The sequence below is a fragment of the Pedobacter sp. UYP1 genome (assembly GCF_040547305.1).
Lineage (GTDB): Bacteria > Bacteroidota > Bacteroidia > Sphingobacteriales > Sphingobacteriaceae > Pedobacter.
In genome coordinates this window covers 127912-150989 of the sequence record NZ_JBEPPL010000001.1, presented here as the reverse complement: position 1 = coordinate 150989, position 23078 = coordinate 127912, and the positions used below count along the sequence as shown (strand labels likewise).

The window sequence follows — 23078 nt, the reverse complement described above, 5'->3', positions numbered from 1 at the left end:
TTTTTAAAAAAAAATTAAGCTAAACAAGTCTCTTTATTTCGTGTAATCTTATATTTGCCGCTAAATTGCGCTATCATGTTAGCCACTCAACATAGCCGTAGTACTGGATAAAATATATATGACCACTATACAAGACTTACAATCCCTTTATAATCAAGGTGAATTTTCAATATGCATTGAATCTTTGAACCCTTTTCTCCTGGTGAATCCTGATAGTATTGAAGGGCTGCTGCTCAAAGCCAGATGCGAATATCAATTAGCTAGTCAGACTTTTGATCCTGACCTAAATGATATGTCACTATATACAACTGCATATCATAGTTTTGAATACGTTTTGAAACTTCAGCCTACCCATGAAGAAGCAATGTTATACGCTGCTTACATCAATATTTTTGTGACGCAGGATAATTTACCAGAAGCACAGGTTTATTGTGATATCCTTGCCTTTTCAGAAAACGAAGATACCAGGCTAAAAGCAATCGGCTATCGCCGTCAGGTTAATTTTATCCTGGGAAATATGGAGTTTGTATTGGAAGATATAGATTTAATGATTGCACATTATAAAGCACTATATCCTAACAACAGAAGTATTCTTGATAAGGAATTAAGCCTGCTTTATCTGGAAAAGACGAATATTTATCTGTGGCATAAAGAAGATGCGCTACAAGTGTTTCAAACCTTCAGAGAAGGTAAGGCGTATCCTCATCAAAATTATCTGACACATAATGCAGTTGCTTTACTTGCCTTAGATTACCAGCGATTAGAACTGGCGGGTGAAGCTGCTTTTATGGCCTTTACGTACAGCGATGAGCAGCCCAACCAAGAGCTGATTGATCTTTACCACAGAATTAACGACTTAAGCGCAAAAAGCAAACTGAATAAACTTTTGGTATACAGTTTAATACTAGCTTTAAGAAGGTTTTCTGAACATTTAAAGGCAGATTCGATCGAAATACTAAGTCTTTCTCTTAGTTATATGAAAGTTTATCCTGATTGGGATATTCCATATCATTTTGCAGGTACATTTTTGTTTGATGAAAAGAAGTATGCAGAGGCATTACCCTACCTGAAAAAGAGTTTAGAAATAGGAGGGCTGGCGCGCGGACTGCGCCGTTATGTTGACGCTAATTGTCGTGTTACAGGGCAATTACCAGACATCGAATCTTTACCCGCAGATTCTCCTGAAGCCTATTATGCCGCAGGTTGTGATTTTTATTACGAGTCTATCCCAAATATCTGGACTGAAGAACTTTCTGAGGAATTACAGGAAATCAAAGTCAAGTTTTATGAGGTTTCCTATCAGGGCTTTTATGAATATTTCTACAATAATACTGGTGAAAGTTTAGCAAACGAGATCCATACTTTTGCGATGTGCTGTAATAATTACGGAATAGCACTTTCTGAAATCGGCGCTTATGAAAAAGCTGCTGAAGTACATGCTATTGGTTACTCTCTTTCTCCTTTTTGGGAGCAGTTGAATAGCTGGGGAACAGCGCTTAAAGGGCTGGAAAAATATGAAGAGGCGATAGAGATATACCAAGTAGCAGCAAACTATAGTAGTGATTATCTGTCTTTTTCAGATTACCTGAGGATCAAAGCTGAGATTCTGGATATGACTTATAAACTAGGTCGTAATGAGAAAACTTATGAAATCTTAGATGCGATAACTGAAGAATACGACTCTTTTCTGGAAATCAACAAGAAAGAGCTCACAGAAGCTCAGCTCTTCGAGCTAAGTGAGCAATATATTATCATTCAAAATGTCCGCCATGATCTATTAAGTAAAGGAAGCCCGGAAGATGCGATTAAAGCATGGCAAAATGAGCTGGTTAAAAATCCTGACGATAATTCTGCGTGGTTTATGCTGATGCAGGAATATTATATCATTAAAGATTATAGCCAGTGTATTGCTTGTGCAGATAACTATCAATCAGTCAAGAAGGAAGCAATACAAGATACTTCACGTTGCAAAATCCATTATATGCGCGGATTATCTCACATGAATCTAGGTAATTACGAAAAAGCAATTGAAGATCTGAAAGCTTTAATTGCACCACTAAAAATAGTTTATCCAGATAATGAGTACGAATTGAGCAGAGCTTATCTTCATCTTACTGATTGTTATTTCATCTTAAATAAATGGGATAATTGCAATGATGTGGCTTACCAGGCCATATTATGTTATATCAGGAATGGATGGGCTTGGGATGATGAACTTTTAAAAGTGAAATTACAATATGCAGATGCGTTACATGCCACAGGATCTAAAGGAGAAGCCTTAGAAAATATTAAAAATATTCTCGAAGCTTACCCGGCTAACGAAGAAGCGCTTAAAAGGAAGAAGGAGTGGAAAAAAGGATTGTTTTCTTTTTTTAAATCCTAAAAAAGACTTACCTAACTAAGTTTCATTGCGCATTAACGAAATATTAATTAAGCCCCTTAGTGGTTTTTTTTTGCTTATACTAATCTTCATAAACAGATTTACAGTGGAGCCCGATGATCAGAGATTTACCTAATCAGGACCTCGATATAACTTGTCAGGTCTGCCGACTTATGCGGTTTCGAAAAGTGATAACAATGCCTGTGATTTTTATATACCAAAGTAGCAGGCGGACCTGCCATAGTTAACAAATACCTCTATCATGCAGGTGTAAAAAACATTTCCATTGTCTATACAGAAGGGGAAATGGAAAAGGACTGGGCACTACAATATAAAAACTGGTGTAAACCCGGTGCTTCGTTACAATTACTTCCACCGTTATATGAGCAAAAACTACTTTCTAAATCAAGCAATGATTTCCTGATTCAAATCATGAGGGTATTACCATATTGAGGCAAAAGAATTACCGTTCTTTTGCCTCCTGAAGCTGATTTAATTATTTAAAAGAGTAAATGATTTTTTCTGCAGCTTTAGCTCCGTTAACAGCATTTACCGGGTAAGCCACGATAATTCTCTGGATTCGTTTATCCTTGCCTTCAAGATAAGCTGCCATGATCTGCATATCTACAGCTAATGCTTTTGTACTGAATTTATAAACTTTTGCAGGATACGAATTAATCATTGTATCAATTACAACAGTCGTTTCTTTAGCATCTTTTGCCTGTCGGCTGTAAAAATCAAAGTTATAATCAGTGCACCCTTTTAGTCCATATGGAAATTTGTTTAGTGTACCTTCTTCTTTTCGTCTTTTTTCGTAACCTTCTTTTTTAATGGTTTCGCCCTTTATGATAAACGTTTTGGTTTCATCCTTACCTTCGTATGAATACCAGGCTTCTTCTGGTGCTACTTCTGTAATACCCACCGGCACTTTAATTTCATATTCATTTTTCACAGTTACTGTCTCAAAAGGACTATCTATATCAATTGATGTACTGACCATATTATTACAGGAAACAAAAAATAGGGCGATACACAGCGTAGCAACAGGAATTAATTTCTTCATTTTATATATTTTAATTAAAAGGCGAAAGATAGGGGTTAAATGGGATATAGTCCAAATTGTTCCGCCTGGCAGTTTTTACTTAAATAACCAACCTTCAGCTTATATCAGGCTTGGTTATGGGTCCTTGAATAAGGAAGAGCTTATTCAAGGATTGAAAATTATGAGTGAAGTTTATAGGAACTTGTAATGCATAAGGCTTAAAACTTGTAAGTGTATCCAATTCTGAATACCTGTGTTTCATAGTAGTCTGTACTTTTTATCTTAAAACCATTTCCTAAAATCTCTTTTTGAATTTTTAATGTATTGAATAGGTCTGTAGCATTCAGAAACAACTCACCGGCTCCTTTTTGTACTAATTTTTTAATCCCCAGATCTACCGTATATCTTGAACTTATTCTGCCTTGGGGAATAATATCAGGCGCTAAATAAGTACCTGTCAGCTGTGCTTCTAACTTATTTGGAAGATGAAATAAGCCATTAATCTTCAGGTTTCCTGAGAATAGTTTTTGCAGTGCTGCACGGTAAGTTACAGGTACTGGATATTTATTCTCTACCTGAAATGCGTTAATTGTATTTTGATAGACATTCGCATTTGCATTCACAGAAACCCACGAAACAAGATCTTGTTTTATAATGAGTTCCACACCTGAATTATAACTTCGCTCTGCATTCTGAAACACATTATAAATCAATGTACTACCCGATACCTGTGTGGCGATTCGGGTTATCGTTCCGTCTGTAATTCTATGATATAATGCGGAGTAAAAATAGCCATTATCCCAGTTATTTTTATAGCCAAACTCTAAACTGTTCGTAAACTGAGGGCGTAGTGCTGGATTTCCAACTTTAATAACTTCTGGCTCATCATATTTTGGAAAAATTCGTATATCGACTTCATTTGGCCGATCTACCCGGCGGGTATAGAACAGAGAGATCTTGTTTTTGTCATCCAGTTTATAGGCTATTCGCAAATTAGGAAATGGTTTTGCATAATCATAACCTTCACTTTTATAGGTATTATGATTTGGATTTACTTTGTAAGCTATTTTTACATATTCTACTCTTAAACCAGCTTCAAGTTCGAATTTATTGTTTTCATAAACGTAGTTTGTATATAATGCAGGAATGGTTTCACTGTAATCTGCCCATCCGCCAGCACTAATATCAACAGGAGAATTCAGCCCCGGAAAGAACTGCATGTTGACGGGAATTGTTCTTCTGCGGAACTTTAATCCACCTTCAACTCTTCCATGTTTTAACGGACGTACATAATCAACATTCAAATCTGCGACCTGCTCGTCAGAAAGGAGTTTAAAAGAATCTTCTCCAATATAAGTTGGCATGATGTTGGTGAAAAAATACTTTTCGTCTTCCCTATGGAAAGTGTAATTAAAACTTGCGTTTAGGGTATGTCCAGCTTGTTTAAAGTTATGCTGATAGATGGCTGAGGCAGATGTTGTGTATTTCACCTCATCTTCTAAAAACTGCCATAATCTACTGCGTATAGTAAGATCTTGGTTGAAATAAGGAATATCTCCGCGATCAGTAATCTTTTCCCGGTTAAAAAGTACGGTAACGGTTAGAGTGTTGCGTTCGTCTACATTCCAGTCCAAACCGGCCTTTGCAGTAGCAAAGGTTGTAATGCGATTTCGCTTCACTTGTTGTCTGATAATTTCACCGGTGTCATAGGTTCTTTCGGCAAATTCGTTTCTGTTTAAGGTTTGTGTATATAACCAATCTCCCTGAAAGAAAGTATTGATTTTATTTTTACGGTAATTTAAGGACAGAGATGGATTAATTTTAGGAGTGTTCTGGTATTGTGGTCGAATACCAGGCAGGTTTTCTTTCTTTTGCCCTAACGCACCTAATCCAGCAGTAAGTCCGGCTTTCCCATTAAATCCTTCTTGTTTATTCTTTTTGTAAATGATGTTGATAATCCCGGCATTACCATTAGCATCAAATTTTGCGGATGGGTTATTAATGATCTCGATTCTTTCTATAGCTGATGCTGGGATATTATCTAAACCAGTTTGGCCTCCGAATCCTGTTATTGCGGTTTGTTTTCCATCGATAAGAACAGCTACTTTATCACTGCCTCTCAATTCCAGTTTGCCATCTTGTGTGGTAGATACACCTGGCAGGTTTTTCATCACTTGTAAGACTGATCCACCTTCCTGACTCATATTATCTGCAACTGAAAAGGTCTTTTTATCCATTTTATTACTGATTCCTATAACCTGATTACTGAAGATCTTAATTTCATTTAGCGCTTGTGCATCTTCTTCGAGATCTAAATTTCCTAAGTCAAGGAAAGCACTCAGCATTCCTACCAGTACAGGCAATTCCATTTTTTTATACCCCATATAAGAGACTGTCAGCATATATTTCCCACTGGTTATGTCAGTCAGTTTGAACTGCCCATAAACGTCAGTTACTTTTTCGGCTATTAAAGTGCTATCCTTAATTGTTTTAAGCTGAATATTTCCGAATGGAATAGTGACCTTCGTTTTTGAATCGTTGATTGTTCCAGAAATGGTCACTTTGCTAATTTGTTGTGCTGATCCCAAAATGGGTAACAAAAGGAATAGTATTGTGTACTTCATCATATTTACTTCTTTGTAGGTGATTGACTACAAAGTTTCTTTACAAATTAGGAGAAAAGTTGGATTTTAGAATTTGTTAAAGAATCCTATTCAAGAGGCATGAAAGAAATTGAAATGGGTCCGATTAAGATAAAGGAGTTGGAGGAGTTATTGGATTTTTAAAGCTAATGGTGAAAATATGCAGGTTATTGATGAAGTTATAACTAACCTTCCATTGATACAGGTCACAAATATGTTTAATGATAGCCAGTCCGAGTCCGCTACCGGGCGTTTCTTTAGAAGTTGTGCTGAATCTTTTGAATAATTTATTTGCCGCTAAAGTGTGAGTGCCTGTATTCATGAGCTGGAGCCGATGTTCAGTTAATTCGATACTGATCTTTCCATTAATGTTATTATGCCGGATAGCATTGATTAATAAATTATTGATTAGTACTTCAAGTAATACGAGGTTGGCTTGAATTCTAACATCGGGCTGAATACACTCTTGAAGTGTCAATTGCTTCTGTTCGAAATGTTCGGTAAACATATCTATCATTTCATATAGGACTACAGATAGCAGTATGTTATCATAATCTGCAAACTGATGGTTTTCAATCCTGGCCAGGATCAACAAGTTCTTGTTGATCCTCGATACTCTGGTTAGGGCTGTATGAGCACTTTCAACAATGTTATACTGGTCATCTGTAAGTGAAGGATGCTGGAATAGCAGATCTAGTTTGGATTGAACAATTGCCAGTGGAGTCTGTAATTCGTGAGAAACATTCTCGGTAAATTCTTTCTGCTGTTTGTAGACGCTTACATTCCTGATGAGCAGTTTGCTCAGGCTATCATTTAATTCATTAAATTCTTGCGTGTCACTTGGGGTGAAGGAAATCTCCTGATCGCTGTTTAGTTTAAAATTTCTGAGTGTACCCAGGGTAATATAAAAGGGTTGCCAGACCTTTGCAGATATTCTTTTGATTAACAGGATAAATCCGCCAAGAAGTAACAGAAAAAAAAAGATAGCGGCTAAAGAAATAGCAGTTACAGTTTCATCTGCTTCCTCCATATTAGTTTCTATCAGCAGCCGATAATGTTTGTTATTAATACGTACACTGGTAGAAAGAGCGCGAAACTGTTCTCTGTCTTGCAGGAAATCATCAAAACGCATAGTGGTATAAACACTGTCTTTGATCACTTGATCAGTAGGATGAGCGGTAAGTACAAATCCTGGTTCTATTTTATTCCAGATATTAATGGTTTGTTCTACTGTACTGTCTGGTAAATTTAATTTTACAAGTCTGGATTCTATTTTGTCCCGCAAAACGTATTGATGTTTATCAAGTTCGCTAACCCAAATGCGGTCTACGATGAAATAATAGGCTGGAATACTTAGTAAAAGGACAATCAGCGCATAGATAGCGAGAGGTTTCAGGATTTTATCGAGTAATCTTTTCATATTTCCCATCTATATCCTGTTCCATAAACTGATTTTAGATAATTACCGCAACCTGAGTCACCGAGTTTCTTCTTCAGATTTTTGATATGTGAGTACACGAAATCATGGTTATCAAGCATATCAGCAATATCTCCGGATATGTGCTCTGCGAGCGCATTTTTAGAGATCACCCGATTTTTATTACTGACGAAATATAGGAGCAGGGCATATTCCTTTTTAGTAAGGGTAACAGCGGTATCTTTTACCTGGACTATTTTTGATAAAATATCAATTTGCAACTCTTTTTGCCGGACAATATTAGAATTGGTGAAATTTTTCCTTCGGATAACGGAAAAGACTCTTGCAGAAAGTTCAGATAAATGAAAAGGTTTAGCAAGATAATCGTCTGCACCAATCTGAAGTCCTTTTATTTTATCATCTAATGAGTTTTTAGCCGAAATGATAATAACTCCATCTTGTTTGTTCTGTTTTTTGAGTTCTGCTAAGATTTGCATTCCATCGCCCCCTGGCAGCATCAGATCAAGCAGGATACAATCGTATTTATAAAGATTGATTTTATGCATGGCCTGGCTGAAGTTTACAGCAAATTCACTGTTATAATTTTCTCCTGAAAGATAATCAGCTATACTTGTTGCGAGTTCTGCTTCGTCTTCGATTATTAATAGCTTCATAACACGAATATACTATAGCAATTCTGTGTTCTTTTTGGAGTGGGTTGCAAAAAGTCTTATTGTGCTATTGTTTGATCTTACGGGTTCAATATTAATTGAATTGGAAAAGACCAATCAACAAATTGCAAAGCTTTTTCAGGAACGTACAGATTCTTAAAACTTAAACTGCTTTGTAAACTCTTCTGGTTGTACAATAATATAACGGATAAGTGGGAATTCTTTTCTGATTCCAGCCTGAATAGCGTCAATAGCTTCGTTGATTTGATGGGTATTCAGGTCTTCTTTGAAAGTCGCGATCAGCATTAAAAGCACTTCATCTGGTGATTGGTAAGTGGATACAACGGTTAAAACTTTGACAACCCCGGGAACTGCTTCAGTTTTCTCCACTATTTTTTGTCTCGACATTGCAGAGATTCCTTCACCCATTAATAAGCTCCGGCTTTCTCTGGCCAGTATTAAAGAAACCCCTACTAACAACAGTCCGACTAGCAAGGACGCTACGCCGTCCAATTGTGGAATCTGAAACCGGTGACCGATGACCATACAGATCATCACGATAGATAATCCTAAAACAGCTGCACCATCTTCAAAAAGCACTAAGAAGCTGGAAGGGTCCTTACTTTTTACAATCGCATTCCACCAGGTTTCATGACCTCTCACTTTATTGAAAGCTTTAGCGGCTATAATTAGTGAAGTACCTTCAAAAACAATAGAAAGCGCAAGTACTACATAATTCCAGGTGGGATCTCCAAGAGGTTCTGGGTTTGAGATATGAATAATGCCCTGGTAAATAGAGATTCCTCCACCCAGACCAAAAATCAAAATAGAAACGATAAAGGAATAGAAATAAAGCTCTTTTCCATAACCGAAGGGACGGAGTGCATCTGCGGGCTTTTTGCTTCTTTGTAATCCGAAAAGCAATAAAATCTGGTTAACGGTATCGACCACAGAATGTATCCCTTCAGAAATCATGGATGCACTGTTGCTGACTGCACCGGCTATAAATTTGGTAATGGCAATAAGCAGGTTCGCTGCCAGCGCGCTGTAAATGGATGCTTTTTGATTAGCCATAAGTGTAAAATACGCAAGAAAATAAGAATCTTAAAAAGACTTTGCCTTTACTGTACAAAAACAAAAGGCAAAATGTTTTAAAACAGCCTCTTGTATTTTTTATACTGGGACAGCAACCAGCATTTTTGTCCTTTTCTGAAATCTGAAGAACAGCATGACAGAAGCGGTAAGTAATCCAAAAGTCAGACCATACCAGATTCCGTTTACACCCATCTCTAATGTGATACCTAAAAGATAACCTAGTGGGATACCTATCACCCAGTATGCTACAAAAGTGATCACTGTAGGGATATTTACATCACCCAAACCTCGCAAAACACCTAATCCAACTACTTGTGTACCATCAAATAACTGGAAGAAACCAGCAATAATCAATAGTTGAGCGGCAATACTGATTACAGCAGTGTCCTCTGTATAGATATAGGGTAATATATGATTCGCGCAAACAAATGCAACAGCAGTAATGCTCATAAAAACAGCTACAGTATGGTAACTTGCTATGGCTGACCTTCTCAAATCAAGGAAGTTCTTTTTACCCAGATTATTACCTGTTTTAATGGTCGCTGCTGAGGCTATTCCACTCGCCAGCATATAAGTTACGGAAGCCAGGTTGATGGCTACCTGATGCGCTGCTTGTTCCACAGCGCCAATAGTACCGATCAGAATTGCAGCCCCGCTAAATGCACTGATCTCGAAGGAATATTGCAGCGCAACCGGAGCACCGATTTTTAAGATTTTGATACTTCTTATTTTATCGATCAGGGTTAGTTTAAAGTTTTGCAGATATATTTTGAAGTTCTTAGCGTTGAAAACATAAATACACATTACTATAGCCATTAATATCCTGTCTACCAATGTACTGACACCAACGCCTTTAACGCCCATGGGAGCGATGCCAAACATTCCTTTAACCAGGATTATTCCCAGGATAACATTGATAATATTTCCCCAGATAGAAATAAACATAGCTTGTTTTGTAAAACCCAGTCCTTCGGCAAATTGCTTGAAAGTTTGAAAAATCATCAATGGAATGATAGAAAAACTCAGGTATCCAAGGTAAGGTTTTGCATAGGCAACCACTTCTGGAGATTGTCCGAGATTATCAATAACCAATAAGGTTCCAAAGTGTACTAATAGATACAGGAAAATCCCTATCATGATATTAATCAATAGGCTATTTGATAATAATCTGCCGCATTCTTTGTAGTTTTTACGCCCATTTTCCTGCGCAATAAGTGGAGTTAACCCATAGGAAATACCCATTCCTAAAACCAGGATCAGCATGAATAAGCTATTCACCAACGAAACCGCAGCCAATTGAATTGTTCCAGCAAAATGTCCTACAATCACACTGTCTGCAAGGTGCACAACGGTATGGCCCAGCTGGGATACCACAATAGGCATGGCCAGTCTAAGGTTATCCAAATAATAAGGCTTGTATTTTGCGTAAAAGGAACTGAACATAACAATTTAATTGAACCAGCAAAGGTACGGCTATTTCGGCGTTGCCACGGTAAAATATTCCTCTTTTTCGGAAGAATGAGGCTGAATCAGGTCAGCAAGAATGAAACTGACCAGAATTTTCTGCGCTTTCTGATTAGAGATTTTAGTGAGTTTACTAAATTGTTTTAAGGTAATACGCCCTTCCTGATCGAGGTACTTTAATAGCTTTTGTTCCTGTTCAGTATAAGTGATCAGTTGTCCGCTGTGGGTATTTTCCTTTTTGAGTACATCAACGATAATCTTACTGGCCAGAATGCTCTTGTCATTGACCCGGAAATAGACCCACCATTTCTTGTTCTCGTCCAGTGCGTAGTGCGGTTTGGTATCACTTTGCGGAATTTTCGCGACCAGGACGAGCTTACTATCAATGTATATTTCTTCAAATTCCGGTTCAATCGCTGGCTTGCAGAATTGATGCGCGGATCTGGTAATCATGTATTTCTCTTCTTCTTCAGATTTAACGCCTTTGATCGTGCCATCATCGGCTACGCCGATCAATAATTGTCCTCCTTTGTTATTGGCAAAGGCTACCAGGCTTTTTGCAATCTTTTCATAGTTATTAATTGTCTTTTTAAAATCCAGTGTAGTTCCTTCTCCTTGCAAAATAAGTTTCCTGATATTCATTTTTAGAGGTTTTAACAGACATTTCTATTTAATAAGCTACCGGGCCATTTTCGCCACTGTGCAGGTTTCTGACATATACCTCGTTCATTACTGTGGCACAAACTTCACCAGCGCTGTTTTTAATTTCCATGGGGTAAGCTTTAACAAATTTGCCACTGGTATTTAACGCTTCAATAGCATCATTCAGCATCTCATCAGTAATAATAATAGTAAAAAAAAGGGCTGATCTTCCAGGTTTCAGGTATTGTATGCTCGCGCTTTTGAGCCATACTCTGATTTTAAATCCCTGGCGTTGTAAAAGCTGATCAAACAATAATGCATAAAATGGATCTGTAGCGGCATAGATCGTTCCGCCAAATATGGACCCGTTATAGTTTTTATTGAAAAGGCTTTTATAAATTTTAACATCAGCTCCCCTGAACCCTTGATGGAATTTCTTAACCCAAATACGCTGGAAGAGAAGCGGCGGGTAAAAACGCAGTCCCCATTTAAGTGTTCTTTCTGATACTATCATGTGCTTTAAATATCAGAAAGATTATTGGGATCTTGTAGAATCTGTAGAAATTAATATGATAAATTTTACAGTTCTCAGAGAATAATCTGCTTATAAAAAACCGGCAGGCCAGTGATCTCGTATATCATTTTACAAAACTGACAAAACAAAATTAAACTTTATGAAAAAGCAAATTTTTACGGTTGCAATGGCTCTTGCATTTCTTTCTTTAGCTTCAGCTTGCAACTCATCAAAACCTGATGCTGCTAATGATACCTCAATGTCTACAATGACGGATACCAGCAGTAAAATGTCAAGCATGGCTGATACTTCAAAAATGAGCACTCAGGAAGGTGTTATGGTAGGTGGTGCTTTAATGGTGCCCACAAAAAATATTGTAGAAAATGCTGTTGAATCTAAAGACCATACTACATTGGTTGCTGCTGTTAAAGCTGCTGGTTTAGCGGAAACATTAAGTGGAAAAGGGCCTTTTACTGTATTTGCACCAACAAACGAGGCTTTTGATAAATTGCCTGCTGGTACTGTTGCGAAGTTGCTTAAACCAGAGATGAAAAAAGATCTGGCTGGTGTTTTAACTTATCATGTTGTAGCAGGAAATTATAAAGCTGCTGATTTAAAAGATGGCCTGGAACTAACTACTGTTCAGGGACAGAAAATCAAATTCTCTAAAAAAGATGGTCAGTGGTATGTGAATGATGCTAAAATAACAATCACTGATGCAGTTTCAAGTAATGGGGTAACGCATGTAATCGATGCGGTATTAATGCCGAAAAAATAGTTTAATAATAGGTAGTTGATTTTTTTTAGGCTTTGCTGGTTGATCGGCAAAGCCTTTTTTATGATTACAAATCGCAAGTTATTAATGAGAAATCGTAAGTAATTACTTACAAACCGCAAGTATTTACCTATAAATTGCAAGTAAATACTCTTTAAAAATCTAACTTTGAACCCATATATTCACGGAACGATGTTAAAAGATAAAGTTGTAGAAGCGTACCAAAAGATCCAGGATGAGATTTGCCAGGCTTTGGCTTCAGCCGATGGCGGTGTGCAGTTCGAAGAAGAAATCTGGACCAGAGCGGGTGGAGGCGGTGGCCGCACACGTATTTTTCAGAACGGAAATGTAATTGAAAAAGGTGGAGTTAATTTCTCTGCTGTATATGGTAAATTACCAGAAGCGGTTAAAAAAGCTTTCAAGGTAGAAAATGATGAATTTTTCGCTACCGGAGTTTCTATTGTGATTCATCCTTCGAATCCATTTGTACCTATTATACATATGAATATCCGTTATTTCGAAATGGATGAGCAAACAAGATGGTTTGGTGGAGGGATTGATTTAACGCCGCATTATGTAATTGATGAGGATGTCCGCTTTTTTCATCAGCTGCTAAAACAAACCTGCGATGAGTTTGATGCTTCGTTTTATCCTAAATTCAAAAAACAAGCAGATGATTATTTCTTCATTAAACACCGCAATGAAATGCGTGGGGTAGGTGGAATATTCTATGACAGGCTGAAACCTGAAAATACCGGACTGGACTGGGATCAATTGTTCAATTTCTCCCTGGCGGTTGGTAATTCGTTCATTCCAGCTTATACTGAGCTGATTAAACGGAATAGAAATACTGAATTTACAGCCCAGCAGCAAGAATGGCAATATGTAAGAAGAAGCCGTTATGCAGAATTTAATTTAGTTTATGATTCGGGTACAAAGTTCGGTTTAGAGACAAACGGAAGGATAGAATCTATCTTAATGAGCTTACCACCAATGGCAAAGTGGATATATAATCACCAGACTACAGAAAACAGTCCAGAGGCCGCAACTCTGACCAAGTTAATAAAAGGTATAGACTGGGCTTAATTTTTTTCCACAATGCGCTTAAACGGCAATATTTTCTTAAATTCGCAAGGTTATAACATTACCTTATTTAAATCGTTTTTAACGAACATCAATATTTTATGGCAGAAGATTTAGAAAATCAGGAAAACGACAAAATTATAAAAATTGATATTGACGAGCAGATGAAGTCTGCCTACATCGATTATTCGATGTCTGTTATTGTATCAAGGGCGTTACCTGATGTACGCGATGGGTTAAAACCTGTACACCGTCGTGTACTTTACGGGATGCTTGATCTTGGTTTGGCGAATAACAGGCCTTACAAGAAATCAGCCCGTATTGTAGGAGAAGTATTGGGTAAGTATCACCCGCATGGTGACTCTTCAGTATATATGACTATGGTTCGTATGGCACAGCCCTGGAGCTTACGTTATTTACTGGTAGAAGGTCAGGGTAACTATGGTTCGATTGATGGTGACTCTCCGGCAGCAATGCGTTATACGGAAGCGAGATTCCAGAAAATCGCTGAAGACATGCTTGCAGATATCAATAAAGATACTGTAGACTTTCAGTTGAACTTTGATGACTCTTTAAAAGAGCCAACAGTGCTTCCGGCAAAAGTTCCAAACCTTTTAATTAATGGTTCTTCGGGTATTGCAGTAGGTATGGCAACAAATATGCCTCCTCACAATATTACAGAAGTAATCAATGCGACTATCGCTTACATTGAAAATACAGAGATTACTATTCCTGAGTTGATGAAATTCGTAAAAGGTCCGGATTTTCCTACCGGAGCAATAATTTACGGATATAATGGCGTTTCAGACGCTTTTGAAACTGGTAGAGGCCGTATTGTAATGCGCGCTAAAGCTGAGATCGAGACTGTTAAAGACCGCGAAACTATCATTGTTACTGAAATTCCTTACCAGGTAAATAAGGCAATGATGATTGAGCGTACTGCTGAATTAGTCGGAGAGAAAAAACTGGAAGGTATTTCTAATATTAAAGATGAGTCAAACAAGGATGGTATCCGTATCGTTTATGAAATTAAACGTGATGCGAATGCTTCAATTGTATTGAATAACCTTTTCAAACAAACTGCTTTACAAACTTCATTCAGTGTCAACAATATCGCTTTGGTGAATGGCAGACCTCAGATGCTAAATCTGAAAGATCTGATCAGACACTTTGTGGATCACAGACACGATGTTATTGTTCGCCGTACTAAATTTGAATTGGATGAAGCACAGAAACGTGCACACATCCTGGAAGGTTTATTAATTGCTTTAGATCATCTGGACGAAGTAATTAAGTTAATCAGAGCATCAAATACTCCTGAAGAAGCAAGAACAGGCTTAATGGAGCAGTTTGGTTTAAGTGATATTCAGGCGAGAGCGATTCTGGATATGACTTTACGCCGTTTAACAGGACTGGAAAGAGACAAGATCAAAGAAGAGTTTAATGAGTTGATGAAAACGATTGAGTACTTACAATCTATCTTAGCTGATGAAAGTCTTAGAATGCAGATTATCAAAGATGAGCTGGCTGAAATGATGGATAAATACGGCGATGAACGTAGAACTACTATCGTTCACTCTGCTGAAGATATGAGCATGGAAGACTTTATCGAAGATGAAGAAGTCGTGATCACTATCTCTCATGAAGGTTATATCAAACGTACGCCTGCAACTGAATACCGTACACAGGCAAGAGGTGGTAAAGGGTCCAAAGGAAGTGATTCACGAAATGAAGATTTCATTGAGCATTTACTGATTGCTTCTAACCACAACTATATGTTGTTCTTTACGGAAACAGGACGTTGTTTCTGGTTAAGAGTATACGAAATTCCTGAAGGTTCAAGACTAAGTAAAGGAAGAGCGATCCAGAACATTATCAATATTCCTAAAGAAGAAAAAATCAAGGCCTATATCAAGGTTAAGAATCTGAAAGATCAGGAGTATCTGGAGAACAACTATATTATCATGTGTACCAAAAAAGGAACGATTAAGAAAACTTCTCTGGAAGCTTATTCAAGACCTAGGGTAAATGGTATCAATGCAATTAATATCAATGAAGGTGATCAGTTACTGGAAGCTAGTTTAACAAGCGGATCAAGTGAAATCATCATGGCATTGCGTTCAGGACGTGCTATCAGGTTCAATGAAGCGACCGTAAGACCTATGGGCAGAACGGCTACCGGAGTAAGAGGTGTTACTTTAGGTCATGCTGCTGATGAAGTTGTTGGCATGATTGCTGTTGATGATCCATCAGCAACGGTAATGGTAGTTTCTGAAAAAGGTTACGGTAAACGTACTAATGTAGAAGATTACCGCGTTACTAACCGTGGTGGTAAAGGTGTAAAAACAATTACTATCACTGAGAAAACAGGTGATTTGATCGCTATTAAAGCGGTTACGGATGCTGATGATTTAATGATTATCAATAAATCGGGTATCGTTATCAGAATTGTATTAAGTCAGCTTAGGGTTATCGGAAGAGCAACACAGGGTGTTCGTTTGATTAACTTGAAAGGAAATGATTCTATTGCATCTGTTGCGAAAATCGAACATGAGGATGATCCTGAAGAAGAAGTTAACGGAGAGCTGTTGTTTGTAGATCCTGCTGATGTATTGCCGGAAGAAGGTGGTGCTGAGGAAGCTGAAACTGAGGAAGAAGAAGAGTCTGATGAGGAAGGTGAAGCAGATGATACGGACGAAACAGAAGAAAACTAAGTATAAATTAAATTAAAAACAGACCCAATAAACCCTGCAGTAGTAACGGATATTTTTTATCCTTTTAAACTACAGGGTTTATGTTCATTAAAACCAATTTACAATATGAAAAAAGTAGTTTTAAGTATGCTTTTAATAGGTGCTGCCACCTATGCAAACGCTCAGAAGAGTGAAGTTTCCAAAGCTAAAAATACCTGGGCATTAGCGAGTTTACCTAGTGCTAAAACTTTAGATGAAACCTTAAAATCTCTTGAAGATGGTCTAAAGACTACTGATAATGCTATTGCAAACGAGAAGTCTAAAATTATGCCTGATGCATGGTCTTACAGAGCATTATTTGCGTCAAGAATTTCATTTGTAGATTCTTTAAATATTGCAAATGCAGTTGCTAAGGATAAAATTGCTGAAGAAGCAATTGCAAAGGCGAAAGAGTTAGATACAAAAGGGAGCGAAAAGGATAACATCAAAGAAGCTGAACAAACTTTATCTAATGCTTTAAGAAACAGGGCAATTTTCGCTTACAATAAAAAAGATTTCAAATCTGCACTTCAGTTTTTTAATGAGTTAACGGTTAAAAACCCTCAGGACACTTCGACTTTTGTAAATGCAGGCGTTACTGCTAAGCAGATCAATGATTATCCTGAAATGGTTAAAAATTTCAAAAAGGCAATTGATTTAGGATCTAAAGATTCTGAATCTTTGTACAGTGAAATCATTTCTACTGAATTCAGCCAGGTGAAAGATACGGTTGCTGGTACTGCTTTATTAGAAGCCGCTTTAGCTAAATATCCTGAGAATTCTTATTTCTCTGGTATGCAGACTGATCTTTATATCAAACAGGGTAATGTAGCAAAAGCTCAGGAATCATTAGCTAAATTAATTGCTAAAGACGGTAAAAATGCTTCATACCAATATGCTATGGGCGATACTTACTATAAACAAGCTTTAGATTTACAAGGAAAAAGAAACAAAATCGATCCTAAAAAGAAAAAGGAATTTGATGATGTAACTGCTAAAATGAAAGGTTTTATCGATCAGGCATTACCTTACTACAAAAAAGCTTATGAATTAGATTCTAAAATGGTTTCTGCTTTAGAAAACTTAAAAGTTATTTATGCTTTTAAAGATGACAAAGTAAACTATGAGGCGACTAAAAAATTATTAGATGCGCAAAATGGTACGCCAGCTGCTGCACCAAAAAAATAATTATTGATCACAAATGTGATATTAAAAGAGGGATAAATTTTATCCCTCTTTTTTTTTGTATAAATTTGTAGCTAAGCCTAATGAAGCATATGATGAAGAAACGATATTTATTTGCAGTTACTATTTTGATGGTGAGTTCCACTTCAGCGTTTTCCCAAAAGACCCAGCTCTATATTGCGAGAAATAGTGTAGGAAAGCTTCAGGCAGCAATTGCAAATAAACAAGATCAAAAAACACAGTTGTCAATACTATCAGAAGGGATTAAAGCGGCAGAAGCTGCTGAAAAGGATAGAGAAACAAAGAATTGGCCTGAAACATGGGCTATAAAATCTTACTTGAGTTCTTACATTGCTATCGTTGACCCGAGTCAGGATAATTCTGATAAATATTTTGATCTGGCTATTAATGCGATAGATTCAGCTAAAAGGTTTGATAAGTTTGAAGATAACTCCGGTCTGATCAAAGCATCAAGTTATAATGTAAACATTAAAAAACAGCAAAAAGGAAAGTCTGCTTACCAGGCTAAAGATTTCAGTGCTGCATTTAAATATTTGAAAGAAGTAAGTGATTTCTTTCCTAAGGATACTGTTCTTGCCGTCAATGCTGCTTTAAGCGCTGAAGGTGTTAAAAATGAGGATGAAGCGTTAGCGTATTTCAAACGTGCTAAGGAGAATGGGATTATGAATGCAGTAGTATTCCAGCGTATGGCTGATATTTATAAACGTAAACTGGATAATGAGCTTGCTTTAAAAACGCTGCAGGAGGGACTGATTTACAATCCTTATAATGATTTATTGAACAATGATTATATCAACTTGTTGCTGGATACTGAGAAATATACTGAAGCTAGACAGGTTATTGAAAATACTTTAAAGGTAGAGACCAGAAGTAAGTTGTTGTATTATCTGTATGGTTATTTGCATCAGAAAAATACAAATATGGGAACCGCGGAGTTAGCTTATAATAAGGCTTTAGATATAGACCGTAATTATTTTGATGCGCTGTATCAGTTAGGTTTAGTTTATCTTAACCTGAGCAATGACGCATTGTCTACTCCTAAAAAAGATATCCTTGCGTTTACTTCTAATCTTAACCGCGCTGAGATCATTTTATCGCAGGCACATAAAGTCAATAGAAAAGATAAACCTACTATCACTTTATTGATTGACATTTATACACGCAAAAACAGATTTGACAGGGCACAGGAATTGAAAGCTCAGTTAGAGGAGTTCTAATATTACTTTTTCCATCTTTCAGGATAAAAGGTAACTCCAATGTTGACATATCTTGACAAATAATTATAGGATGCAGTGGTTTTTTCAGTAATCCCTGCATTCAAAAGTTTAATCATATTTACATTAAGCAAGTTATTTACCCCGATATTTACTTGCCAGCTTTTTAGTTTACTGAAGTATTTGTAGAGATTAAAATTAATAATTGGATTAATTGAACTCAGCGTATGATCGGTATTAATCAAAATCCATTTGGTTGAAACTTTATAATAAAGTCCTTCCATCAATTTATTATCATCTTTAAGTTCCATATTATACCGTACGGCTGAACTTCCGGCAGTTCCATGAGCGTTATTAATAATTGCTTGCACACTTAAATTTAAGGTATGTTCTTTAGAAAAGTTAATTTTTAACCCTGCTTGCGGACTGATTGCACTAAACTCCAATGGTGTTATAATTTGTTGATTCAATTGATATTGTTTTCGCCATAAATAAAATAGGAATACATAAGGATTGATTGATTTTGATGTATTGAATCTAAAGTAGGATAGAGTTCCGGTAATTTCTTTTGCTTTTCCAAATTGGGTAAAAATCCGCTCTGGAAAAGGGCCGCCATTAATTATATTGAAGTTATCAGTTATTGGCAGACTTGTTATAGCATAGTTTACCTGAAGATTTACTGAGCCGAGACCTTGTATAAAAACATCTGAATTAATTTCATATTTGTTGGAGAGATAGGGGGTCAACGTTGGGTTCCCGGTTGAAACCTGTTGTATTATACTACTATCAACTGCTGGTAAAAGATTATTTAAAACTGGCGTAAATTGTTCTTTTGTATACCTGAAAGATACCTTTGATTTGTTAAAAACATAATTAACATAAAAACCAGGTAAGAATGTAGTTTTGTTGATTTGGTTAAATAAGGAGTCATTTGCCGCGACTCTCCAATGGGATGATAATGCTCCAGCCCCAGCAACAATACTTAAAGCACCAGACTTATAGAACAGGAAACTTTGAAGTGTAATACGATTATTTTGAACTATAAAATTCCTTGCACTTAAGGACAAACTTGGTTGCACTCTTTTATCCTCTAAAATGTTTCCGCCAACTCTATCTGTCAAGCTCCGGGAAAGCATTGCATTCGTTCTGATATCAAATAAGATTTTTCTACTGAGTGATGTACTATGTTGAACAGTACCAAAATAGTTATAATTGATGTTGGACTGGTGAATCTGGTTATCAGCATTATTTAAAACGTTTGTATTGGTTGTCAGCTGATTCTGATAATTATTATCAGCGATTGTTTTATTGAGCAGCATACCAGCTGAAGCTGTGGTCTTCTTAGCTGATTTCTGGTACCTGTGTTCCCAATTCCCGGTAAGCAGCAATAAATTATTACTATTTACTGGCAACTGATTGGTGAAAATCAGCGCTTTATTGATCAGGCTGTCTGATTGGCTATATAAAGAACTATTGAGCTGGCCGGACTGCTCAGACTTCAAATACTTTCTTTCGAGAATTAACTTGGCACTAATTGTATTTTTATCGTTTGGAGTCCATTTCAAACTGGTTTCCTGAGTAGCATCAAAAGCCTTATTCCTATTGGTATACTTCTTAAAGTCTTCTGCGCGAAATTCCCCTAAACTTCTTGTTGTTTTTGAAATATCATCGATATCGGCTTTATCGTAACTACCAAGCAAATAAGAATTCCAGCTTATTTTTTTATATGTTTTACTAATATTAAGTCCTGCTGATAATGTTTTATGCTCGCCCTTCTCTAAAAAAGATAGTTTTTCTAATACTCTGTTTATATTATCAAAAGGATCTTCTAATTTGAAATCGTAGTATAGTTTCTGTGTACCAAGGGTATTCCGTATTTCATTACCAGAGCTAATCATTTTGAGATAATCATTTGGGGACAGCACTTGCTGATTCTGGTTGTTATAGTTGAAAAAAGAACTGAAATTCGTTCCGGGTTTAATTTTATTCAACTTAACTCCGACATTATTTCTGTCACTAGTTCCTTGCTGGCCGTAAACTTCTCCGTACCATCCTTTTTTCCGGTCTTTTTTCAATCGGAGATTCAGCTCGATGCCTCCTCCGGAATCTCCTTCCATATTAATCATTTCAATATCCTTAAGCATATCTGCTTTAATGTTTTCGAGTGTTGCTCTTGGATTTCCACCAAATATTTCGGCTCCGTCTAATCTGATTTTCTGCACCTTTTTACCAAGAGCGGTAATATTTCCGTTTGAACCGGCAGAAAATCCTGGAATTTTATCAATCAATTCAGTGGCACTGGAATGTGGTCTTGTTCTGATATCCTCTACCGGTATGACCAGGGTGTCACCGCGTTTATAGGTTTGTCGCTGTGCATTAATAACAACTGTTTTTAAATGTAAAGCAACAGGCTCCAATAGCAGCTGTTTAGTGAAATTCACTTTTAAGGTGTCAAATTTCCAGTTATAAACAGGAACAGTTTCTCCTAATCTGGATATTACAGCATGGTAAACTATTCCGGATTTTCCGGATATGCTAAAGATTGTATCTGTTTTTGAGTTCAGAAATTTGAACTTAAGCGTAGAGTCGGCGTAAATGTAAAGATCAAATGGTTCTTTTTCAGAAGCGGTGTTATTCGTAATTTTAATAGATATTATTTTGTTTGCCTGTGGAAATAGTTTCGCAGGATTAAAAAAAAGAAATAATATTACGAACAATAGAAATTTCAATGGTTATCCGGTTTGAGTTGATATTTTGAACTAAAATAAGGCTTAGATCCAGTTAATGATATTTATTTTTTAATAAAGATAGATAAGCAGTACGCCGGAGTTTCCGTCATAAGCCCACCAGCCAACTACGTTTCCATCCCCATCGGTTACATCACCATGTGGCAGTCTTCGGTTAGCATTCGACTGAATATTTTGTAAAGATGTATATTCAATAGCAGCATTTGTTGATATCAATTCATTAAGTGAATAGCTATTATTTGCAATAGGTGTAATCATATTTACAAAATCAGATTTTGTAAACGCGTTAGCAAAGGTGGTTCCTGCAAATGCTAACATAACGATTAAGAGAACTTTTTTCATGATTTTAAGCTTTAAATGGTTAAATTAATTCTTTTTGATATAAGCCTTATTCTAATATCATCAACTAAAGGTTAATCTACGAAATTTTAATTCCCATTACAAACGTTAATTAAATATAAAGTTTACTATAATTGCATTCACAATTAAATAATACTGAAATGAAAAGAAAATTATTATACGCTACTAATTTGGTCGTTTTTTTATTTTTTATATCATCGGTAAAATCTCAGATCACAAAACCCACTTTTGAAGGATACAAGGGGCATAAGTTAATTTCGGTCATAGAGAATAAGACTGACAATGGGAGCCAGATATCGGTTGATGGCAGTCAAAAAGCTGATCATAATCAGTCGATTGGTAATTCATCCAGTAAAACTGAAATATTAACCTGGGAAACCAAATTTGATAAAAAAACTTCCGATCAAATAGGGGTTGAAAAGAAACTTAAAAGAGCAATCCTCATTTTAGATAGACCGTTTGGAGTCTTAAAATATGATTCTGATAATTCATTTGAATCGACAGATGGATCTGAAAGGCTGGTAAAGAAATTTACAGATGTGCTTAATAAATCATCTGTAATGTTTATTGAGGAACATAAAACTGCTGATACAACTCCAAATGTGAGCAAAGTCAATAAATTATGGAACAGTGAATTGCCGGTTTATGAGTCAGATATGTATTGGAATGGCTTAATTTTTAATGTCGGTTTACCTGCAAAAATAGCGTTAAACAACAGCTGGAACACTTCAATGGAATTAAACGACAGGAAAATAGAAAACACATTCACTATTCTGAAAATTGACGGGGATGACCTGACAGTGTCATTAAAAAGTAAGGAGACTTATAAAGATAATGCAAGCAAGAGCGTAAATGCAGAAGGAGCACCTGCTGGGATCTCATTAGGTCTGAGTAAAAAACAAAAGACTTATGATGGTGTATTCTATGTAAATGCCAAAACAATGTTTATTCTGAGTGGGGTATTTAAATTAGAAACGATCTCTGGCTTATCTTTAAATGGTGGATCTTCAGAGAGAAAAAGTTTTTCGACAACAAAATTCACAAATAGTTTCCAATAAGCTGTTTTCCGGAATATAGCATAATATAAGGCCAAA

General features: G+C 36.5%; 17 protein-coding genes. 7 read left to right on the top strand and 10 right to left on the bottom strand.

Going from position 1 to position 23078, the window contains the following annotated elements:
• Positions 1–184: 184 nt before the first annotated feature.
• A complete protein-coding gene (locus tag ABIB30_RS00655; protein WP_354298812.1) occupies positions 185–2383 on the top strand; it encodes a tetratricopeptide repeat protein in 2199 nt (732 codons plus the stop codon).
• A gap of 493 nt (positions 2384–2876) precedes the next feature.
• On the opposite strand, the gene ABIB30_RS00650 is transcribed toward ABIB30_RS00655, so the two are convergent.
• From ABIB30_RS00650 to ABIB30_RS00615, 8 genes are all read right to left on the bottom strand, one after another.
• Positions 2877–3443, bottom strand: a complete 567-nt coding sequence (locus tag ABIB30_RS00650; protein WP_354298811.1) for a hypothetical protein — start codon at positions 3441–3443, stop codon at positions 2877–2879.
• Between the two features lie 197 nt (positions 3444–3640).
• Positions 3641–6049, bottom strand: a complete 2409-nt coding sequence (locus tag ABIB30_RS00645; protein ID WP_354298810.1) for a TonB-dependent receptor — start codon at positions 6047–6049, stop codon at positions 3641–3643.
• Between the two features lie 121 nt (positions 6050–6170).
• The gene (locus tag ABIB30_RS00640) at positions 6171–7484 is read right to left on the bottom strand and encodes a sensor histidine kinase (protein ID WP_354298809.1); all 1314 of its coding nucleotides are present in this window, start codon (positions 7482–7484) and stop codon (positions 6171–6173) included.
• On the bottom strand, positions 7481–8155 hold the full coding sequence (locus ABIB30_RS00635; RefSeq protein WP_354298808.1) for a response regulator transcription factor: 675 nt from the start codon (positions 8153–8155) through the stop codon (positions 7481–7483). The genes ABIB30_RS00640 and ABIB30_RS00635 overlap by 4 nt, the downstream gene beginning before the upstream one ends.
• Positions 8156–8308: 153 nt before the next feature.
• Positions 8309–9226, bottom strand: a complete 918-nt coding sequence (locus tag ABIB30_RS00630) for a cation diffusion facilitator family transporter (RefSeq protein WP_354298807.1) — start codon at positions 9224–9226, stop codon at positions 8309–8311.
• A gap of 99 nt (positions 9227–9325) precedes the next feature.
• Positions 9326–10690 carry an MATE family efflux transporter gene (locus ABIB30_RS00625; RefSeq protein WP_354298806.1) on the bottom strand — a complete coding sequence of 455 codons (1365 nt, stop codon included), beginning with the start codon at positions 10688–10690 and terminating at the stop codon, positions 9326–9328.
• A gap of 30 nt (positions 10691–10720) precedes the next feature.
• Positions 10721–11353, bottom strand: a complete 633-nt coding sequence (locus ABIB30_RS00620; protein WP_354298805.1) for an AlbA family DNA-binding domain-containing protein — start codon at positions 11351–11353, stop codon at positions 10721–10723.
• A 28-nt stretch (positions 11354–11381) separates the two neighbouring features.
• Positions 11382–11867 carry a DUF4442 domain-containing protein gene (locus ABIB30_RS00615; RefSeq protein ID WP_354298804.1) on the bottom strand — a complete coding sequence of 162 codons (486 nt, stop codon included), beginning with the start codon at positions 11865–11867 and terminating at the stop codon, positions 11382–11384.
• 160 nt (positions 11868–12027) lie between these two features.
• On the opposite strand from ABIB30_RS00615, the gene ABIB30_RS00610 reads away from it, so the two are divergent.
• The 5 genes from ABIB30_RS00610 to ABIB30_RS00590 all read left to right on the top strand — a co-directional run bounded on the left by ABIB30_RS00610 (position 12028) and on the right by ABIB30_RS00590 (position 18880).
• The gene (locus ABIB30_RS00610) at positions 12028–12645 is read left to right on the top strand and encodes a fasciclin domain-containing protein (RefSeq protein ID WP_502931076.1); all 618 of its coding nucleotides are present in this window, start codon (positions 12028–12030) and stop codon (positions 12643–12645) included.
• Positions 12646–12834: 189 nt separating this feature from the next.
• The gene (hemF, locus tag ABIB30_RS00605) at positions 12835–13728 is read left to right on the top strand and encodes an oxygen-dependent coproporphyrinogen oxidase (RefSeq protein ID WP_354299447.1); all 894 of its coding nucleotides are present in this window, start codon (positions 12835–12837) and stop codon (positions 13726–13728) included.
• Positions 13729–13826: 98 nt separating this feature from the next.
• On the top strand, positions 13827–16439 hold the full coding sequence (gene gyrA / locus ABIB30_RS00600) for a DNA gyrase subunit A (RefSeq protein WP_354298803.1): 2613 nt from the start codon (positions 13827–13829) through the stop codon (positions 16437–16439).
• Between the two features lie 105 nt (positions 16440–16544).
• Positions 16545–17645, top strand: a complete 1101-nt coding sequence (locus ABIB30_RS00595) for a tetratricopeptide repeat protein (RefSeq protein ID WP_354298802.1) — start codon at positions 16545–16547, stop codon at positions 17643–17645.
• A gap of 89 nt (positions 17646–17734) precedes the next feature.
• The gene (locus ABIB30_RS00590; protein WP_354298801.1) at positions 17735–18880 is read left to right on the top strand and encodes a tetratricopeptide repeat protein; all 1146 of its coding nucleotides are present in this window, start codon (positions 17735–17737) and stop codon (positions 18878–18880) included.
• Between the two features lie 2 nt (positions 18881–18882).
• Here ABIB30_RS00590 and ABIB30_RS00585 read toward each other — a convergent pair whose 3' ends face one another.
• The gene (locus ABIB30_RS00585) at positions 18883–21606 is read right to left on the bottom strand and encodes a TonB-dependent receptor (protein ID WP_354298800.1); all 2724 of its coding nucleotides are present in this window, start codon (positions 21604–21606) and stop codon (positions 18883–18885) included.
• A 69-nt stretch (positions 21607–21675) separates the two neighbouring features.
• A complete protein-coding gene (locus tag ABIB30_RS00580; protein WP_354298799.1) occupies positions 21676–21966 on the bottom strand; it encodes a hypothetical protein in 291 nt (96 codons plus the stop codon).
• A 158-nt stretch (positions 21967–22124) separates the two neighbouring features.
• On the opposite strand from ABIB30_RS00580, the gene ABIB30_RS00575 reads away from it, so the two are divergent.
• A complete protein-coding gene (locus tag ABIB30_RS00575; RefSeq protein ID WP_354298798.1) occupies positions 22125–23042 on the top strand; it encodes a hypothetical protein in 918 nt (305 codons plus the stop codon).
• Positions 23043–23078: the final 36 nt, after the last annotated feature.

Excerpts from the sequence above, each read along its gene's own strand:
- hemF (WP_354299447.1), top strand. The coding sequence starts at position 12,835 with ATGTTAAAAGATAAAGTTGTAGAAGCGTACCAAAAGATCCAGGATGAG.
- ABIB30_RS00575 (WP_354298798.1), top strand. The coding sequence starts at position 22,125 with ATGAAAAGAAAATTATTATACGCTACTAATTTGGTCGTTTTTTTATTT.
- ABIB30_RS00635 (WP_354298808.1), bottom strand. The coding sequence starts at position 8,155 with ATGAAGCTATTAATAATCGAAGACGAAGCAGAACTCGCAACAAGTATA.
- ABIB30_RS00650 (WP_354298811.1), bottom strand. The coding sequence starts at position 3,443 with ATGAAGAAATTAATTCCTGTTGCTACGCTGTGTATCGCCCTATTTTTT.
- gyrA (WP_354298803.1), top strand. The coding sequence starts at position 13,827 with ATGGCAGAAGATTTAGAAAATCAGGAAAACGACAAAATTATAAAAATT.
- ABIB30_RS00590 (WP_354298801.1), top strand. The coding sequence starts at position 17,735 with ATGATGAAGAAACGATATTTATTTGCAGTTACTATTTTGATGGTGAGT.
- ABIB30_RS00610 (WP_502931076.1), top strand. The coding sequence starts at position 12,028 with ATGAAAAAGCAAATTTTTACGGTTGCAATGGCTCTTGCATTTCTTTCT.
- ABIB30_RS00595 (WP_354298802.1), top strand. The coding sequence starts at position 16,545 with ATGAAAAAAGTAGTTTTAAGTATGCTTTTAATAGGTGCTGCCACCTAT.
- ABIB30_RS00640 (WP_354298809.1), bottom strand. The coding sequence starts at position 7,484 with ATGAAAAGATTACTCGATAAAATCCTGAAACCTCTCGCTATCTATGCG.
- ABIB30_RS00620 (WP_354298805.1), bottom strand. The coding sequence starts at position 11,353 with ATGAATATCAGGAAACTTATTTTGCAAGGAGAAGGAACTACACTGGAT.
- ABIB30_RS00630 (WP_354298807.1), bottom strand. The coding sequence starts at position 9,226 with ATGGCTAATCAAAAAGCATCCATTTACAGCGCGCTGGCAGCGAACCTG.
- ABIB30_RS00645 (WP_354298810.1), bottom strand. The coding sequence starts at position 6,049 with ATGATGAAGTACACAATACTATTCCTTTTGTTACCCATTTTGGGATCA.
- ABIB30_RS00615 (WP_354298804.1), bottom strand. The coding sequence starts at position 11,867 with ATGATAGTATCAGAAAGAACACTTAAATGGGGACTGCGTTTTTACCCG.
- ABIB30_RS00580 (WP_354298799.1), bottom strand. The coding sequence starts at position 21,966 with ATGAAAAAAGTTCTCTTAATCGTTATGTTAGCATTTGCAGGAACCACC.
- ABIB30_RS00625 (WP_354298806.1), bottom strand. The coding sequence starts at position 10,690 with ATGTTCAGTTCCTTTTACGCAAAATACAAGCCTTATTATTTGGATAAC.